This window comes from Ureibacillus thermosphaericus (genome assembly GCF_012396605.1).
GTDB classification, from domain to species: domain Bacteria; phylum Bacillota; class Bacilli; order Bacillales_A; family Planococcaceae; genus Ureibacillus; species Ureibacillus thermosphaericus.
In genome coordinates, this window is the sequence record NZ_JAAXPW010000045.1 from 1 (window position 1) to 17,585 (window position 17,585).

Below are 17,585 nucleotides of genomic sequence, written 5' to 3' on the forward strand. Positions count from 1 at the left end.
AGCAGTTGATCGAATCAATGCTTTATTACAGCAACAAAACCAAGTTGCATAATTAAAAAAAAAACGAAGTTTTTAGTATAGGGGTACTCTATACTTCAGAAAAACTATGATTTATGAAATTGATTCAATTATAAAAGTAATAATTTTTTAGAACAAGAATTGAATATGAAAAAAACACCATTAGTTGTATGGAATAATTTTGACAAAGAAATAGACGAAATCGGTGCAATAAGTTCGAGTTTCTTAGCACCTAAAATTATGGAATGGGCGGAATTAGATTCTCCAAGTTATTATAGTTTTTTAAGTAACTTTTCTAAATTATTACCAGGATATACCTCAGTTGTGAAATTAAGTGGTGAAGGGGATTTGTTTACTGAAACACCCAAAGAATTAAGTGAGAAAGAATATATATATCAATTAATTCAATATGACTTATTATTTGGTAAACAATATTCAAAAGATGTAATTTTAAATGAATCTACTTCGCATCACTTGTCAAGTAACTATCATTAAAATGAGAGAAATTAATCAATACCCATTTAACTTATATGGAGGTAAATAAATTGCAGGCAAAAGTTTTGCTATGCCAAAATAGTGCCTTCATTGCAAATCGATTACCCCGAGCTGCAAGAGCATTAAAACAGGCAGGTTATGATGTTGAAATATTGAATTGGGATCGTGGAATCAATTCAGAAGTAATTCAAATGGCTATTCAACAATTTGCTAAAGAAGGAATAAAAGTTCACACGATTTATTGTGGTGTGACTCCATATGGTAAAGGAATATTGACTGCTTTCCAAAAACTAAAATTCGCCATAAAGGTTATTAAGTTTTTATTAAAAAACGGGAATAACTATAATATCGTTCATGCAATTGATTTTGATTTAGGGTTTCCTGTTTTCTTAGCAAAAAAAATAAAGCAAAATCTATCATTTAAGTTTATTTATGATATTGCGGATTTCGTAGAAACATTCCATAGCCCCATACCAAAGATAGTTCGAAATCAAATTACAAGAGTAAGCCAATTAATTATGAAGTTTTGTGATTTAATTATCATACCAGATGAAAATCGATTCATTAATATTCCTAATGAATTGCATCCGAAAACATTTGTAATTAATAATACAATAGATCCTCCTAAAGAGATTAAGGAGTATCCTATTCAAAAATCTGAGGAGAAAATTAATATTTTATATTATGGTGCATTAAGTAAAGACCGCGGCATAGATTTGTTATTACAATTAACATCATTAGACAATGTATGTATTTGGATTGCGGGAAAAGGAGAATTACAGGAAGAGATTACGCTTTATGCTGAAAAACATGATAATGTATATTTCTTGGGATATCTCGAATTTCCTCAAGTGCTTTCCGTTGTACAACAAATTGATTTGATATACATGGTATATGATCCAGCTTATCAACATAATCAAATTGCTTCTCCAAATAAATTATTTGAAGCACTTTATATCGGGAAACCGTGTATTGTTGCAAATGGAACGTCTATAGATAAATTAGTTGAAAAAGAAAATATAGGATATGTGGTTGGATATAACGAAACAGATTTGAAAAATACTGTTATGAAATTAAATAAGAAGGATTTAATGAAAAAAGGATTAAATGCAAAAGCACTCTACCCTCAATATAGTTGGGAAAAGACCAAAAAGAACTTAATTGAGCTATATCAAAATCTTCAAAATGGTGATTAAATAATGGACCAACCTTTAGTTTCAATAATTACACCTACTTACAATAGTTCGAAATTTATTATTCAAACCGTACAGTCTGTTTTGGAACAAACTTTTGATAATTTTGAACACATAATAGTAGATGATTGTTCTACAGATAATACTTGGGATATTTTGTTAGAGTTACAAAAGAAAGATTCTCGTATAAAAATTGAACGAATGAAGGAAAATTCGAAAGCGGCTTTAACTCGAAATCATGGTATTAAATTAGCAAAAGGAAAATATATAGCTTTTCTTGATAGCGATGATTTATGGGAACCAAACAAATTAGAAATTCAGGTTCAGTTTATGCAAAACACACAATGTGCCTTTTCCTTTTCTAATTATCGAATGATTGATGAAGATGGAAAAGATTTAAATAGACTTGTTAAGTGCCCAAAAGTCATTAGTTATAAAGATTTATTAAAAAATACGACAATTGGTTGTTTGACGGTAATGCTTGATACTGAAAAATTAGGAAAGCCCATTATGCCCAATTTACAACCAGAGGACACAGCGCTTTGGTTGAAAATTTTAAGAAATGGTGAAAAGGCTTATTGCATACAAGAAGTATTAGCTAGTTACCGAATCGTAAAAAACTCAGCATCTAGTAATAAAATTAAAGTTGCCAAAAAAATGTGGAAAGTTTATAGGGAATCAGAAAATCTAAGTTTTATTCCTTCTCTGTGGAATTTTTCACATTATGCTTGGAATGCGGTAAAAAAACATTATTTATAGAGACAATATGTTAGTATTGATTTTTTCATCAAAAAAGTATAAATTTTATGTTACAATAACCCTAGTAGTAGCCAAAATTACTAGGGGGTTTTTTTTTGTCTAGTGTAACAAATCAGCGAAGTCAAAAACTGATTTTAATATTTATAGATTTAGCATTTATTTTTTTATCATATATATTAGCTTTCCGCATTCGTTTTGAGAATATTGAACACCGAAACTGGGATGCATTTCTCTCCTTATCTCCTTGGATACTATTAATTGGATTGTTTTTTGTTACAATGTACGAATTGTATACTGTTGATCGAAAAAGTAAATGGGATATAGTTCGTCATGTGATTATTGCTTCTACTTTAATGATGCTAATAACAATGGCTGCCTCATTCTTATTTCGTGAATTTGCCTTGCCACGATCTGTTATATTAATAGCTTATATTTTTATTAATATATTTTTAATATGTTGCAAACTTGTAATAATGCAACTATTGTCCATAAAATCTGGTATTGTATTTTTTGTAGGGGATATTGAGGAAAAACAAAAGATTGTTGAACAATTAAAATTTCAATTTGGAAAGAGAATGAAAGTCAAATATTCTTCGAGTGAAGAATCATTGGACCGCATTTATCAAACGCTACAATATGTTGATTACGTAATTATCGGTTCTAATATTTCTAGTGAAGTAAAATCGAAAATTATTTTTGAATCTGTAAAAAATCAAAAAATTGTTTATGTTATTCCAGATTTTTATGATCTATTACTATCTCAATCGATTATTACTACTATTGATGATACAATGGCAATGGCTGTAAAACCGTTTGGATTATCGTTAGGACAACAATTAGTTAAACGGCTATACGATATTGTTGCTTCATTTATAGCATTAGTTGTATTATCTCCCCTATTTTTATTAATCAGTATTATTATAAAATTAGATGACCCAACTGGAAGTATTTTATATAAGCAAAAGAGGTTGGGGAAATATAATAAAGAATTCACGATTTATAAGTTTCGCTCCATGGTAGAAGGTGCTGAAAAGAATACAGGACCAATTTTAGCAGGAGAAAATGATCCTAGAATTACAAGAGTCGGTCATTTTATTCGTCGAACAAGAATAGATGAACTACCTCAGTTATTTAATGTATTGAAGGGGGACATGTCTATTGTTGGACCTCGCCCTGAGAGAGCTTACTTCACCGAACAATTCGAGAAGGATTTAAAATATTACTCATATAGGAATACAGTAAAACCGGGGATAACTGGTTATGCCCAAATTATGGGCAAATATACAACGAGTGTGGACGATAAATTGCGATTTGATTTATTCTATATTCGAAACTATTCTTTTTTACTTGATATTATCATTCAGTTTAGAACATTAATTGTACTATTTGATAAATCAAAATCTGAAGGTAAGAAAGAAAAAGAGAATATAGAACCGAAAAAACAGCGTTCTTTACATTATTAAAGTTTATCGATCACAATAATTTAAAGACATAAATTGAAAAAAACTTGAATCAAAAGTGAGCAGATAAATGAAAAAACAAAAACAATGAGTGTTTAGGAATGTTTAGCAGTCAAGGGGGCGTCTGAAAAGTCAATTTGAGATGCCCCTTTTGCGACGAGGATGGTGACATTTTGATGTGACCACCACAGGAGCAAAGTTTTTAAGAGAATATTACTATAAGAATTAAGGCTGTTCAGAAAGTGATCGACTTTCTGAATAGCCTCTTTCATATATTTGTTCTTATAATGTGAGTGGGTTCAAATGCTCTAACGAAAGGTTCACCATTAGTTCTTTTTAGAAGAAAGTCTTTTGTTAAAAAGTCTCAATGTATCGTAGAAAAGAAATCGTTAATTTTCTTTTTCATACATTCTGAAGCAATTACTAACACATTGAGGGAGATGTTCTAAAGTTAATTTTCTGTTTACTGAGAAGAATTCAATAACTCAAGCATTTTCTTTTTATAAGCTTCCACTCCAGGTTGATCGAAAGGATTAACTTCTAATAACTTTGCACTCATGGCACATGCTTTCATAAAGAAGTAGATTAAATAACCTAAATGATAGGCATCCAGTTTCGCCATTTCCAGTTGAATTACTGGAACTCCCCCTTCTGCGTGGGCGAGAGCAGTACCTTGTTTGGAGGTTGCATTGATTTCGTTAAAGGAGCGGCCTGCTAAATAATTTAATCCATCTTCATTCCGTTCGTCATAAGGCACGATGTAATCGCCTTCAATATCATGGAAATGAAGAAGCGTTTCAAACAAGATTGGGCTTCCTTCTTGAATGAATTGTCCGATTGCATGTAAATCCGTAGAGTAAGTAACACATGTTGGGAACAATCCTTTTCTTTCTTTTCCTTCACTTTCACCAAATAGCTGCATCCACCATTCATGGAATTTCTTTAAAGAAGGTTCAAAGGAGGCTAGCAATTCCACGCTATATCCTTTGTTGTAGAGCTTATTTCGCATGACAGCATATTGGTAAGCATGGTTATTTGCTAAATCAGGATCTTTTAATTCACATGCTGCTTTTTTAGCCCCTTCCATAAATTGTCCAATTTCAATACCTGCAATGGCAAGAGGAAACAGTCCTACAGGGGTTAACACCGAATAGCGACCACCAATATTAGGAGGAATCTCGAAACGGCGATATCCAGCTAAATCGGCGGTTTTCTTTAACAATCCCTTTTCAGGATCCGTTGTGACAATGATTCGATGAACAGCTTCTTCACCGTAACGTTCTTCCATATACTGACGTAACACTCTGAAGGCAAGTGCAGGCTCCATTGTACCTCCAGATTTCGAAATGACATTGATGTATACTTCTTTATCAGAAAGATATGTAAGAATTTGTTTCATATAGGCACCGCTCATATGATGCCCAACATATATTACTTCAATTCCATTTTTATGTATGCCAAAATAAGGAGTTAACGCATCTTGCACCGCTCGGGCACCTAAAAATGATCCGTCAATTCCTATAACAACTAGAACATCTGCTTTTGCACAGATTTCGTTTTTCAAATTTTGTATTTGTTTGAAAAGTTCATCATGATTTTGTAAAGGGTAGTCGATCCACCCCGTCATATTACTAGAATTTTCCAATTGATAGTGGATTTCTTTAACCTGATCTTTATATTGATCTATGTCATGCTCTTCTAGATTACAGTTTAAAAGTGTAGTTTGTACTAAATGAGTGACCAATTTCATGCCTCATTTATTTATTTATTTATTTATTCGTCCTTCTATTATGACATAGAAATGTTTTAAACAAAATGTCTATTGGAGGAGACGATTGAAAATTCCTCCATAATGAATCATTGTTCAGATAATTGTTTTGCTTTTTCTAAAATAAATTTTTTTACATCTTCCCGTAAGTCATCACGATTTAAAGCAAAATCAATCGTCGTTTCAATGAAGCCCATTTGATTACCGACATCATAGCGTTTCCCTTCAAATCTAAAAGCAAATACTCGTTGGATTGTATTCAATTCTTCAATGGCATCTGTTAATTGAATTTCTCCACCTTTTCCCGCTTTCTTTTGTTCTAAAAAACAGAAAATTTCAGGAGTTAAAATATATCTTCCAATAATCGCAAAATTGGAAGGGGCTTCTTCTTTGGATGGCTTTTCAATAAACTTTGATACTTGCATTAAAGGAGTGTCTGTTGAGATTGGATCGATGACACCATAACGATGGACTTCGCTATCCGGCACTTCCATTACACCAATGACACTGGAAAAAGTGCTATTGTATTGATTAATCAATTGTTTTAAGCATGGTGTTTCACTTTGAACTACATCATCTCCAAGCAAGACAGCAAAAGGCTCATTTCCTATAAAGTTACGAGCACACCAAATAGCATGTCCAAGTCCAAGAGGTTGTTTTTGACGGATATAGTGAATATCAATATCCGATGATACACGGACTTTCACCAATAGATCGAATTTCTCTTTTTCGATTAAATTTGCCTCCAGTTCAAAGGCGTGGTCAAAATGGTCTTCAATCGCTCGTTTTCCTTTACCGGTAACGATGATAATATCTTCAATTCCAGAAGCAATCGCTTCTTCGACAATATATTGAATGGTTGGTTTATCTACAATTGGTAACATTTCTTTTGGCATGGCTTTTGTTACAGGTAAAAACCGTGTTCCTAAACCTGCCGCTGGGATGATGGCTTTTCGAATTTTTTTCAAACAAACTCTCTCCTTCTTAATAAATACACTCATAATCATAACACAAAGCATGAAAGACTTGACATTAAACTCACTATTCCATTTAGCAATAAAGAGTTAAAAAATATAGAATATGTAAGAAAAAATATATTAATAAACCTTTTCAATGAATTCAAATTAGTGGAGTTATTGTATATAATTAAAATTTAGTTTATTCTGTTTACTAATGCTATTATTTTACTAGTTTGATGGGCAATTTTGATAAATAGATGAGGTTGAAAAATGATGAAAATTTTAGTAACAGGTGGAGCCGGATATATCGGATCGCATACATGTGTGGCTTTAATGGAACAAGGCTATTCATTGATTATAGTAGATAATTTTTCAAACAGTAAGCCTCCAGTGTTAGAAAATCTTCGAAAATTAAATGACAATTTTATTTTTTACAATGTTGATGTGACTGATGAAGAAGCCTTGGAACAAATTTTTTTAAAACATGATATAGAAGGGGTTATTCATTTTGCAGGATATAAGGCGGTTGGAGAATCTGTTGCAGAACCGTTAAAATACTATTTAAATAACGTAGTAAGTACAATGATTTTAGCGAAAGTATGTAAAAAATATAATGTGAATAAATTTGTATTCAGCTCTTCTGCAACCGTTTATGGTGAAAATAAAGTGCCTTTTAAAGAGGAAATGGAGCTATTGCCGACAACGAACCCTTATGGCGAAACAAAAGCTATGAGTGAAAGGATTTTAATGGATGTGGCAAAGGCAAATCCAATCTTTTCTGTTTCGATTTTAAGATATTTTAACCCAGTTGGTGCCCATGAGAGTGGATTAATCGGAGAAGATCCAAATGGCATTCCAAATAACTTGATGCCATATATTACAAAAGTGGCAAAAGGAGATTTAGAAAAGTTAAGAGTATTCGGCAATGACTATCCTACACCGGACGGTACAGGTGTGCGAGATTATATCCATGTCATGGATTTGGCAGAAGGGCATGTAGCAGCGTATAAGCATCTTTCAAAAGGTGTACATATTTACAATTTGGGTACTGGGAAAGGAACTAGTGTGTTAGAGTTAGTTCATGCTTTTGAAGAGGCAAATGGAATAAAAGTGCCATTTCAAATTGTGGAACGTAGACCAGGAGATATTGCGGTTTGTTACGCAGACGCTTCGAAGGCAGAAAAAGAATTAGGCTGGAAAGCTAAACGAAATATTGTTGATATGTGTAGAGATGCTTGGAGATTTGAAAGTCGTCAAAGTCGTTAAGTTTTTATCTTGCATTTCATATAAGATTTGATAATATTGATCCACAAAACTGGAATGCTTTTATTTCTCTATTACCATGGATACTATTAATAGGTTTAGTTTTTATTGTAATGTACGAATTATATATATTTGATACAAAAAGTAATTGGGATATTATACGAAGCATTGTCATTGCAAGTACATTAATGCTATTTTTTACGATGGCAGCTTCCTTCTTGTTCCGTGAATTTGCACTTCCACGTTCTGTCATATTAATTGCATACATACTGATGAATATTTTGTTAATCTCTTGGAAGATTTTATACAATATAATTTTTTCAAAAAGCATCGGAACCATTCTTTTTATTGGCAGTGAAGAAGAAGAAGATAAAATTACTAACCAAATTTTAAATCAATATGGCAAAAAAGTACATGTGAAATTTATCTGCAGCAGTGAACCAATAAATCAAATTTTGAAACATTTACAATTTGTAGATTCTATAATGATTGGTTCGGGTATTGAAAATGAGAAAAAGTTAAAAGTGATTTACCATTCTGTCGAAAAGGGTAAACCTGTTTATGTAATTCCAAATCTTTATGATTTATTATTGGCCCACTCAGTTAATACAACTATAGATGATACAATGGTTATGGCTATGAAACCACTTGGCTTGTCGATGGGACAACAAGCTGTAAAACGGTTATATGATATCGTTGCATCGTTTATTGCTTTAGTTCTGCTTTCACCGTTGTTTATAATTTTTGCCCTCCTTATTAAGTTGGAGGATCCAAAAGGCAGTATTTTTTATAAGCAAGAACGTTTAGGCAAAGACAATAAGGAGTTTATTATATATAAGTTCCGTTCAATGGTTGAAGGTGCAGAAAAGATGACAGGTCCTGTATTAGCAGGAAAAAATGATCCCCGTATTACAAAAGTTGGTCGATTTATGCGTAAAACAAGAGTGGATGAATTGCCACAATTGCTAAATGTGCTTAAAGGTGATATGTCCATTGTCGGTCCAAGACCTGAGAGAGAATATTTTGCAAAACAGTTTGAAAAGGAATTAAACCATTATTTTTATCGAAATATTGTTAAACCAGGTATTACTGGTTATGCACAAATAATGGGTAAATATACAACTAGTGTTGATGATAAATTACGGTTTGATTTATTCTACATTAGAAATTATTCATTCATTCTAGATATTATTATTCAATTTAAAACAATTATTGTATTATTTGACAAAACAAAGGCTGAAGGAAAGAAAGAGAGAAAAGAAAGAATCGAGACGAAGAATCTTACTTTGAAATCGTGAATAGCTAAGTGTTGATAAGACTATATAACTTTAGTATATATCGATACCAAGACATTAGACTAAATAATCGGGCAGTACAGAAAAAATAATAATTATTCAGTACTGCCCGTATTCGATTTTGCATCAAGTACCTAGCATTACACTCTCACCCCAACTCCTCCCGCAACCGTTTGATCAATCGATTTCTCCGTTTCTTCAAAGCTGAAACAGAAACATTATATTTCTCCGCTAGTTCATCGTATTTATATCGGTAATAATAAAGATCCAACTTAAAAAAATAGGTTCTTTGTCAAATGGTGTTGGTGAATAAATTTTAGTGACATTATTTGGTAATATATAATCGGATGGCTTAGGGGAAATTCGAGGTTCCCCTAAGCTGTTTTTATTTTCGCTAAGTTTTGGGTAATGAATATTCGGTTTCTAAAGTGATAGAAGGATCGATAACCGAAAGAAATGCGTTTCATCACTTTGATTTTGTTATTAATCCCCTCTAAAATGCCGTTATTATAATCGTACTTTAGCGTATTCTCGACGTAATTGATGTATTTGTTGATTGTCTTGATGGCGGTTTTCATATAGCTGGAAACGCTGTTCTGTTTATTCGCCAAGGTTTTCTTCAAGAGCTCAAAGTCTTTGGCTTTGATGCAATGGCGAACGTATTGGTATAACTCATAGGACACTTTTAATTCAGAATCTAAATCAATGAGATAGTGGAGAATCTCCACCTCACACATATGCTTTTTAAAGCAGCGATGATATGTATAGTTCTTATAATCAAGTTTTGTTTGATCTTTCAGAAGGAGTTTCCAGTATGTTTTCAATTTATTGTAATTCTTTTTATCCCGATTCATGACGTTGATGCGCGTTTTGTTTAAAGCTCTGCTAAATAGTTGGAGGATATGGAATTTGTCGAGTACGATTTCCGCTTTAGGGAAAACTTCTTGGATTAAGGAAATATAAGGGCTGTACATATCGATGACAATCGTTTTTACCGCATCTCTCGCCTTCTTGGAATACCGTAAGAAATACTCTTTGAGGACAGGTAATCTTCGGTCCTCCACGATATCCACCATCTCCCCCGTTTCAGAATCGCAGAAAATAAAGGACATCGCTCCAGCTTCGATTTAAACTCATCAAAACACAAATGCTGTGGAAGGTAGTGAACATTTGGTTGATAGTAGCTATAAAAGCTGTCAGTGACACGACTGACAGTGGCATGAGATACATTGTGTTTGATGGCAATATCTTTTTCGGATATTTTATCTTTGGTGTTTAAAGCAATCGCTACTTTAGTATTGTTGGAAATACAACAGTTTTTAGCCACGACGCTCGTTTTTAAAGTAAACGTGGCATGACAATGTTTACAGAAATAACGCTGTTTACGCAATTTTAAATAGGTATGAAAACCTGAAATGCTAGGCATTTTAATGAGAGACGTTTAAACCGTGTTTAATGATTTGATCATCGAAGACATGTCCACAAGCATAACAAGCTTTTGGTTGATACGTTAACGTCCCATGAAAGACTTTCGCTTTTACTTTTTTGATCGTTTCGGTAGAACAAAAATTTTCATCAAATGTGATATTTTTGTCTTTAATATTTAATAAATTACGTATAGAATAATGATGAGACATGTGACATCACTCCTTGTAAATGTGGTTTTGGTCGATTACATTTTACCAGAGTTTGTCACATGTCTCATTTTTTTGTGTAAAAAAATGGTGCTGGTTGTATCCACCAACACCAAATATTATAGAGCCAATGGTGCTGCACTTCTTTCGGAATTGGGTCTCCCTGTAGATTGGCTCCGTAATAAGGGCAACATTCTTTGTGATCATCCATGTTTTTTCATGCCCTTCTTATATGGATTTGGTTCGGTTTGTCTCTTGAAGCGGCAATCCCCTGTCTCCCGCTGGCATGGTCGAGTCAATGGACGAATGGAAAATATGCTTGTTTTCTTGCTCAATGATAAGGGGATGGGAACGGGGAAGGATGTTGCCTGTGTCCATCGTTCTCTTGATTGTTCCGTTGATCCCTGTTGCACAAAAGTCAATCCCATTTCAATACAATGTTTTTTTATCTATTGTAACAAATAAAGAATGACTGCGCTCTTTTGCATTGGAATATATGCAGATTAGGTTAAAACCGGAAAAAATATCCGTTAGAATAATAGTGTACAATTCTTTTTATTTACTTTTGCTTTAACAATTGAATAAACGATGGCCTTTTGGGTTCGAAGAATAGGTTAAAAATCATCGGTAAGGATGTATGACGAAAAACAGTCGTTGGCATTCTTGCCGATGTTTTTTTATTTATCAACAATTTTAATATGGAGGGATTTTCATGAGTCGTTATTATGTCGTACGAAGAACAAAGGAGAAAGATGAAGAATTTGCTGTGATCGACGCTTTATCTCTGGATGAAGTGAATGCAATCTTTAAAGTACGTTATAAAGATTTTAAAGAAACCATGCAAAAAGGAGAGGCATTCTTTATTTTCCAAGTAAACGAACCATTGACGTTTGATGAGAATCATCAGGTCGTGTTTCCAAAAGGAAGGATGGCAATGATTCATAAATTGTCTTAGAGCGAAAAAGAAAAGTAAACAAACAAAATAGGGGGATTCTCCCTTTCCACACAGGAGACTGAATATTCAGTCTCCTGTGTGGAGGAACCTAGTTCCCTATTCATTCCAAATTCATTTCAAAGATACCCTACTATCTTACATTACACAAAATTCTTGACGGTACCATTTCGCAGTTCAACGTTTGTAACTATACTTGTTGATATATGCTTTTGAGTCTGAAAAATGCATTTTTAATTAATCGATTCAAATGATCGCCTTTGCGACGAGAATATTTGTTGGTGGAAAAATCAGGGGTATCATTTTTCGGAAGTATGTATATACTATGTATATACATTTTGGGTTGGGTTGATATAATGAACTCAAAGGAACATTTAGAAAGCAAAATAAACCAAAGTAAAGGAGGGGACTACATGTCTACAGTTGTTGCTCAAAAATGGGGAAACAGTTTGGGCATTCGTATCCCAAAAGATATTGCTGATAAAATAGGGATTAAACAAGGTTCCGAAATGGAATTAAATGTGATTGGAAATGAAGGTATCATCACATTGAAGCCAAAAAGAACACGGAAGAAATACACACTGGAAGAACTAATATCACAGATTACACCTGAAAATCGACACGAGGAAATTGATTTCGGGATAGAAGGGCGTGAATTGATTTAATGCCAGCAGACGTACCAGAGAGAGGCGATTTCGTTGTTTTAAACTTCAATTCACAAGCTGGTCATGAGCAGGCTGGGAGAAGAAATGCTATTGTTTTATCACCTAAAGAATTCAATCAAACAACAGGATTTATAGCTGTTTGTCCGATTACCAATCAAAAGAAGGGTTATCCCTTCGAAGTGGATTTACCAAAAGAAGGAATAACCCCTGATGGCGATGGCTATCCAATAACAGGGGTAGTTTTAACTGATCAAATTAAATCATTCGATTGGAAAGCTCGTAATCTAAAAATTTTAAAGAAGTATAATCCAGAAGATGCACAAATTGAAGAAATAGATAAAATCATTGATGAATGCCTAGCGAAAATAGAAACATATCTGACTTGACATGATCCTTTCTCTTTCAGAAAGGGATTATCGAAACTGTTCCTTGGAGAGAAAATTCTCCAAGGAACAGCTTTTTTAGGAGGAATAAGTACGACGTAGTTCTCGATATTACGGGATGTCACAGTTTCAATAACCAATTTATTACTATTATTGATAAATATAGTGATAGAAATTTTACTAAGTATCGGCATAAAATTATAAGTGTATACGTTAAAATAAAAAAGGAATATTATAAATATAATGGAGAATTAGGTTTATTAAACGTTTGCAATTAATTATAAATGCCGACCTTTAGGTGAAAAGAGTGGTGATAACATGAATAAAGAAGTAAGCAAGATAATAAAAGATATTTTTGTTCGCCAAAAGGGATTTGCGACGACAGAAGACTTAACTAGAGAAGGAGTGAGCAAATATTATATTCGAAAGTTCGAACAAAATGGAGAAATAATTAGGATCAAACGTGGACTTTACCGTTATGCTGAATTTGAAAATGATCAAAATGAAGAAGTGGTTGAAGTATCAAAAGTTGTCCCGAATGGTGTTCTTTGTCTTTTGTCGGCGTTGTCTTTTTATGAGTTAACAACTTATAACCCGTGGGAGTACCAAATTGCTATTGAAAGAAAATCAAGGAAACCCAGTTTGCCTGATTATCCACCGATTAAAATTTTCTACTTTTCAAAAAAACAGTTTGAATATGGAATTGAAGAAGTGGAGGTAGGTGGCCATAAAATAAGCATTTATAATCGTGAAAAAACGATTTGTGATATTATTCGATACAGAGAAAAAATAGGAATCGATTTAATGAAAGAAGGTTTGCGAAATTATTTACAAAGTCCTGAAAAAAATATAAATAAATTGGTGGAATGTGCTGAGAAAATGCGCATCAAGACCGTTTTATTAAAATACTTAGAGGTGCTTTTATAATGGGAAATGTTAAAAATATATCTGCTTCAGTTGGTGAAAGACTAAAGAATATTGCCAAACAAAGCGGAAAAACCTTTGATTTAATTTTATTGTTGTATTTTCAAGAAAGGTTACTATATCGACTTTCCATTTCTAATTATCGGGATAAATTTATTCTAAAAGGCGGTCTCGTTTTATTTTCCTTAACACAATTTAAATCTAGACCAACAAAAGATATTGACTTTTTAGCCAGACAAATTTCGAATGATATTCAATATATCAAAGCTGCGTTTGAGTCCATTTGTACGTTAACCGCTGAAGAAGATGGAGTCGAATTTGATGTAAAGGGCATTACGGCTGAACGAATTAAAGAGGGTGCTGATTATGAAGGGATTCGTATTAAAATTCCGGCAGCACTTGGCAAAATAAAAAAGCAATTGCAACTGGATATTGGGTTTGGTGATGTCGTGATCCCAAAACCACAAGAGATGCAGTATCCTACTTTATTAAATATGAAGCCCCCGGAAATTCGAGTCTACTCAACTTATTCAGTAATAGCTGAAAAATTTGAGGCGATGATTTCACTATCTGTTGTCAATAGTAGAATGAAGGATTTCTATGATATTTTTACGCTTTTATCTACTGAAAACTTTGATGGGCGTGTTTTATGGGAAGCGATATTTGAAACATTTCAAAGACGTGGGACGCATTTAGAAAAAGGACATCCTGTGTTTTCACCTTCTTTTGCAGAAGATGAGAGCCGAAACAAACAGTGGAAGGCATTTTTGCAAAGAACGGGTATAAAAGAAGATCTACAGTTTCCCTTCGTCATGGAGAAAATTCGAGATTTTCTTTTTCCTGTATATGACTCAATTTTAAATGAAGATGAATTTTTTGAAATGTGGAATTGTCAGATTCTTAAATGGGAGTAATAAGAAGACAACAGCTCAAAAATTAGAAAAGCATAGGGTAGACTAAATGAATTGAGCAGCAATGTCTGATAGAGCCTGACAAAAAAAGTCAGGCTCTTTTTTAGTAGATTGTACAAGATCACGAAGCTTGCTTTTTTCAATATATTTACAGACCAAATGAGTATATCGAATTATTCAACATGGCAAAAACTATATACATCAAGGTGTTTGATATAATTAAAACTTTTCAGATTGGAAAAATACGAATTTGATAAAGTGCGATTAACAAGAAAACTGTTAAAGTAACTCTAAACAAAGAAGTATCTGATATTAAATTAGCTAATGTTAAAGTTGCTCTTAAAGATAACAACGCAGACTTATACCTTGAGAAAGTAGAAGTATCAGGTAAAGAAGTAACTATTACAACTGGTGATACATTAACTGTTGGAAAAACTTGTGTTGTTAGCGTTAAGGATTTAGCTCCAGTTGAAACAACTTATAACGTAGCTTCTGCTGCTAAGGTTGAAGTTGTTAAAACTGTAGTTTCTAATACAGCTAACAATAAACTTGAAACTAAAGTTTATGACAAAGACGGAAATGACATCACTCCAGACTATACAGTTAAGTTCGAATCTGCCGACACTTCTCATGTAGATGCAGATGGTAACGTAACTGTAGCAGGTTTCCCTACTAGCGGTGTAATTGTTAAACCTTATGTAGTAGTTGGAAACGAAAAAGTATATGGTGCGCAAGTAACTATTAAAACTGCAGCTGTTGCAGCAACAACTTTTGAAGGATTTACTATCGTAGACGATGATAATAATGCTATAATAATTATGGAAATTATATGAAAGGGGACCAAATTTATCGTTATGAAAAAAATAATTTTAGTCACCATTTCTGTACTCATTTTATTTATAATAGGTTGTCAGAGTGAAGAAGAAAAAACAAATGAGCAAATTAGAAATCTGACAAGTCTCGCTGAGGACTACTATAACGAAGGAAAATTAGAAAAGGCAATAGATACATATGAAGAAATATTATCTTTAAAAAATACTGACGAAATTCGTAAGAAGGTTTCAGAAATAGAAGAAGAAATAGCTAATGCTCAAAAAGCAAATGATTTTCTAACAGGGTTGTATAATATTGAAAAAGAGCAATTAAGAAGCGGTATATCTGTATCAGCATCAGATATGGAATATATAATGAAAGATATAAAAAAATTGATTGACGAATTTGAAAATATTGATACAAGCGCTGACAATGATATTAATAAATTTATTGAAAGTATAAGAGCTGATGATAGTTTTAGAGGTTATCAATATTTAAAGGAAGAAGTTAATAATCAGATATATACGGATGGTGGGACAACTGATTTGTTGGGAGAACTTGATTCTAGTTTTGATGTGTTCTCTTCAAGTGTTATGGCACTAAACAGACAATGGGTATTAGAATCAATTCAAAAAATCACATCAAATGAAATCCCAAATAAATATAGCAGCGTAATAAAATAATTTAGGTATGTGCGCCTGTTACCGCCTAAAGTTTGTTAAAAAGTAAGCGTAAAATTGTGTATGGCAAAATAAAAGTGCAGAGCTTTGCAAAGGAAAAATGCAGAGTCCTGCACTAAATTTTTGTGCATAAACAAAAAAAGACTTGCCAGTCACCCCAAGTCCCACTACAGTAATTGTGTCAAGCAATTGGTAGTGGAGGTAAGAAAGGATGCTAGCAATGTCTGATATTAATTGTATCAAACATTTAAGAAATAACAAAGGTTTATCTATTTCAGAAATACAAAGAACAATGGGAAATAATTGGCAAACAGCTAAGAAGTATGCGGATGAAGATCAACTCCCTAAACAGAAATCATTTAAAAAGAAAGGGATGATGTATGAGGAAAAGTGGGGAGAAATAGTTTCAGATTGGCTTTTTGAGGATTTAAAGTTAAGGAAAAAATTAAGAAGAACAAAGAAACAAATATTTGAAGAACTAAAGGAAATTTGTATATCTTAATTTACAGGAAGAATGATATACATCCATCCCGTATATTTTCCCATGGATGTAGTATAAGTTATGCTCCGATTAAACCTTTAGAAGAGAGATTATTTATACTACCTAGAAATACCCGCATGTTCGAGTTTATGTCATCGTAATACTCCTATATGATTGAACTGGTTCCTTGAAGGGAGAAATTATCCAAGGGATTTTTTGAGGGGATGGATAGGTGTATTGCTGTAGTTTGAAATCAAAAACTTAGCACTGGAACACTGAGTGAATTGGACAGTTTGCACGACATGGAAGTATGTAAACAACTGGTATTTGTGTTAATTTTCTGTAGGGAGAAAAAGTAAAAGCGTTCAGAAATATGTAGTTTCATGAATTTTTTTGATTAATTACAGGTAATTACAGGACAATGAAGGAATAATGCATAATAATAATGATATAAGGTAACAGTTAAAAGAAAAAACCCCTTGCGAAAACTGGAAGGAGGGAAAACGGTGAAGATTTCTAAATACAACAGTAAAATAACTCTTGACTTTTTATTAAATGAGAAAGAGAATCAATTTTTTGATCGCAAGTCGGCAAGTATCAAAATTAACAAATTAGCTGAAGCAATTATAGGATTTGCAAATGCTGATGGAGGATTAATAGTCGTTGGAATTGAGGATGGGAAAATTGAAGGAGTACTTTCTCAAGGGAATATAAAAGTGAATGATATCCTCCAATGTGGATTTCAAAAATGTATTCCATCTCACTAGCGTCGCATTAAAATAATTTAACACCTTCAAATAAACCGAATTTTCTGAAATATAATCTAAACACAAAAAAATCCTTTATAATGGTTGGGTGGTAGTAAACCATCCAAATCCAATACAAAGGACAAAACCATGGATAAGTTTACACGAAAAACATCATTTGAACAA

Annotated in this window: 19 protein-coding genes; 14 read left to right on the top strand and 5 right to left on the bottom strand. The window is 32.9% G+C overall.

Annotated elements, in window-relative coordinates; translation table 11 throughout:
* Positions 1-165: 165 nt before the first annotated feature.
* The 4 genes from HF990_RS13570 (at position 166) to HF990_RS13585 (ending at position 3,928) form a co-directional block, all read left to right on the top strand.
* Positions 166-513: a hypothetical protein gene (locus HF990_RS13570; protein WP_168412803.1), complete on the top strand. Its 348-nt coding sequence runs from the start codon at positions 166-168 to the stop codon at positions 511-513.
* A 50-nt stretch (positions 514-563) separates the two neighbouring features.
* Complete coding sequence (locus HF990_RS13575) at positions 564-1,709, top strand: glycosyltransferase (protein ID WP_168412804.1); 1,146 nt, start codon at positions 564-566, stop codon at positions 1,707-1,709.
* A 3-nt stretch (positions 1,710-1,712) separates the two neighbouring features.
* A complete protein-coding gene (locus HF990_RS13580; protein WP_168412805.1) occupies positions 1,713-2,465 on the top strand; it encodes a glycosyltransferase family 2 protein in 753 nt (250 codons plus the stop codon).
* 95 nt (positions 2,466-2,560) lie between these two features.
* The gene (locus HF990_RS13585) at positions 2,561-3,928 is read left to right on the top strand and encodes a sugar transferase (protein WP_168412806.1); all 1,368 of its coding nucleotides are present in this window, start codon (positions 2,561-2,563) and stop codon (positions 3,926-3,928) included.
* A 460-nt stretch (positions 3,929-4,388) separates the two neighbouring features.
* Here HF990_RS13585 and HF990_RS13590 read toward each other — a convergent pair whose 3' ends face one another.
* Together HF990_RS13590 and galU are read right to left on the bottom strand one after the other, a co-directional pair.
* Positions 4,389-5,675, bottom strand: a complete 1,287-nt coding sequence (locus HF990_RS13590) for a glucose-6-phosphate isomerase (protein WP_168412807.1) — start codon at positions 5,673-5,675, stop codon at positions 4,389-4,391.
* Positions 5,676-5,782: 107 nt separating this feature from the next.
* Entirely contained in the window at positions 5,783-6,661 is an 879-nt protein-coding gene (gene galU, locus HF990_RS13595; RefSeq protein ID WP_096550367.1) for a UTP--glucose-1-phosphate uridylyltransferase GalU, read from the bottom strand.
* Between the two features lie 264 nt (positions 6,662-6,925).
* On the opposite strand from galU, the gene galE reads away from it, so the two are divergent.
* Together galE and HF990_RS13605 are read left to right on the top strand one after the other, a co-directional pair.
* On the top strand, positions 6,926-7,918 hold the full coding sequence (gene galE, locus HF990_RS13600) for a UDP-glucose 4-epimerase GalE (protein WP_168412813.1): 993 nt from the start codon (positions 6,926-6,928) through the stop codon (positions 7,916-7,918).
* A 35-nt stretch (positions 7,919-7,953) separates the two neighbouring features.
* A complete protein-coding gene (locus tag HF990_RS13605; RefSeq protein ID WP_322788744.1) occupies positions 7,954-9,213 on the top strand; it encodes a sugar transferase in 1,260 nt (419 codons plus the stop codon).
* 371 nt (positions 9,214-9,584) lie between these two features.
* On the opposite strand, the gene HF990_RS14970 is transcribed toward HF990_RS13605, so the two are convergent.
* From HF990_RS14970 to HF990_RS14980, 3 genes are read right to left on the bottom strand one after another with little or no spacing between them, the layout of a single operon-like run.
* Positions 9,585-10,313: an ISL3 family transposase gene (locus HF990_RS14970; protein WP_409373623.1), complete on the bottom strand. Its 729-nt coding sequence runs from the start codon at positions 10,311-10,313 to the stop codon at positions 9,585-9,587.
* Positions 10,202-10,636, bottom strand: a complete 435-nt coding sequence (locus HF990_RS15410) for a transposase family protein (RefSeq protein WP_210730831.1) — start codon at positions 10,634-10,636, stop codon at positions 10,202-10,204. The genes HF990_RS14970 and HF990_RS15410 overlap by 112 nt, the downstream gene beginning before the upstream one ends.
* 1 nt (position 10,637) lies before the next feature.
* Positions 10,638-10,847, bottom strand: coding sequence for a hypothetical protein (locus tag HF990_RS14980; RefSeq protein ID WP_210730832.1), 210 nt, complete (start codon positions 10,845-10,847; stop codon positions 10,638-10,640).
* Positions 10,848-11,556: 709 nt separating this feature from the next.
* Here HF990_RS14980 and HF990_RS13615 point away from each other — a divergent pair.
* From HF990_RS13615 to HF990_RS13650, 8 genes are all read left to right on the top strand, one after another.
* Positions 11,557-11,799, top strand: a complete 243-nt coding sequence (locus HF990_RS13615; RefSeq protein WP_096550368.1) for a hypothetical protein — start codon at positions 11,557-11,559, stop codon at positions 11,797-11,799.
* A gap of 353 nt (positions 11,800-12,152) precedes the next feature.
* A complete protein-coding gene (locus HF990_RS13620; RefSeq protein ID WP_168412808.1) occupies positions 12,153-12,461 on the top strand; it encodes an AbrB/MazE/SpoVT family DNA-binding domain-containing protein in 309 nt (102 codons plus the stop codon).
* A complete protein-coding gene (locus tag HF990_RS13625) occupies positions 12,461-12,847 on the top strand; it encodes a type II toxin-antitoxin system PemK/MazF family toxin (protein ID WP_168412809.1) in 387 nt (128 codons plus the stop codon). The genes HF990_RS13620 and HF990_RS13625 overlap by 1 nt, the downstream gene beginning before the upstream one ends.
* 315 nt (positions 12,848-13,162) lie before the next feature.
* Positions 13,163-13,771: a type IV toxin-antitoxin system AbiEi family antitoxin domain-containing protein gene (locus tag HF990_RS13630; protein WP_096550370.1), complete on the top strand. Its 609-nt coding sequence runs from the start codon at positions 13,163-13,165 to the stop codon at positions 13,769-13,771.
* On the top strand, positions 13,771-14,682 hold the full coding sequence (locus HF990_RS13635; protein WP_168412810.1) for a nucleotidyl transferase AbiEii/AbiGii toxin family protein: 912 nt from the start codon (positions 13,771-13,773) through the stop codon (positions 14,680-14,682). The genes HF990_RS13630 and HF990_RS13635 overlap by 1 nt, the downstream gene beginning before the upstream one ends.
* Positions 14,683-15,533: 851 nt before the next feature.
* Positions 15,534-16,175: an outer membrane protein assembly factor BamD gene (locus HF990_RS13640; RefSeq protein ID WP_168412811.1), complete on the top strand. Its 642-nt coding sequence runs from the start codon at positions 15,534-15,536 to the stop codon at positions 16,173-16,175.
* A 208-nt stretch (positions 16,176-16,383) separates the two neighbouring features.
* Positions 16,384-16,674 carry a hypothetical protein gene (locus HF990_RS13645; protein ID WP_247595895.1) on the top strand — a complete coding sequence of 97 codons (291 nt, stop codon included), beginning with the start codon at positions 16,384-16,386 and terminating at the stop codon, positions 16,672-16,674.
* Positions 16,675-17,159: 485 nt separating this feature from the next.
* Entirely contained in the window at positions 17,160-17,420 is a 261-nt protein-coding gene (locus HF990_RS13650; RefSeq protein WP_168412812.1) for an AlbA family DNA-binding domain-containing protein, read from the top strand.
* Positions 17,421-17,585 lie beyond the last annotated feature (165 nt).